Origin of the sequence: Noviherbaspirillum album (assembly GCF_035916955.1) — a bacterium.
GTDB classification, from domain to species: domain Bacteria; phylum Pseudomonadota; class Gammaproteobacteria; order Burkholderiales; family Burkholderiaceae_D; genus Noviherbaspirillum; species Noviherbaspirillum album.
This window is the reverse complement of sequence record NZ_JAWIIV010000134.1, coordinates 1-766: the sequence shown is the minus strand read 5'-3', so window position 1 is coordinate 766 and position 766 is coordinate 1. Positions and strand designations below refer to the sequence as shown.

At 59.0% G+C, this 766-nt stretch carries 2 pseudogenes; both read right to left on the bottom strand.

The features are described 5' to 3' along the window. A pseudogene (locus RY831_RS33065) lies at nt 1–235 on the bottom strand (IS4 family transposase); the annotation flags it as partial. Between the two features lie 20 nt (nt 236–255). Then, a pseudogene (locus tag RY831_RS33060) lies at nt 256–684 on the bottom strand (transposase domain-containing protein); the annotation flags it as partial. Between the last annotated feature and the right edge of the window lie 82 nt (nt 685–766).

Sequence of the window (766 nt, the reverse complement as noted above, 5' to 3'; positions counted from 1 at the left end):
CGAATTTGGCATCGAGAATCAAATGAGTCGGCAGCGCGGTCAACGTCACGCCCCGTACTTGCGGGTAGCTCGAAATCCGGCCACTGGAATAGACCTGCTCGCCGAAGTGCGCTCGATGTTCTGGCGTATCGGCGGTCTTCAAGGTCGTGCCGTCCAGTGCAAACAGGCTCAGGCCCTTGAACAGGTAGCGCTTGCGATCCTGCTCAGACCACGCCTTTGCCGAGATCTCAAACAAAGCGCGCAACGNCGATGCTCTGGCGTATCGGCGGTCTTCAAGGTCGTGCCGTCCAGTGCAAACAGGCTCAGGCCCTTGAACAGGTAGCGCTTGCGATCCTGCTCAGACCACGCCTTTGCCGAGATCTCAAACAAAGCGCGCAACGGTTCGGCGCCAAGACGCTGCCGTGCTTGTGCTACTGCGCTTTTGCTTACGAAAGGTGTGTGCATGTCCGGCAGCGCCAGGTCCAGATCGTCGACCACTTCGCTGATGGACTGATGCCGGTACAGCGCCAGTGCTACGACTAACCACACCACTTGCTCTGCCGGCAGGCGGCGCTGCCGGATGCTCGCTTTGCCCGTGTAGGCCACCGCTTGCTCGATCCACTCGTAGGGCAAGTTCTGTCCCAGGCGAGCCCAGTCCGGGCTTTCCTGGCTTTGTACGAGGAAATGGAGCGCGTCTTCCAACATGGGGACGCAGGTTAACAGCCCTCGCGACCGTTTACAACACCCGAAAAGAAAAATGCCGCTCAGTCTTAACTGAACGGCATTA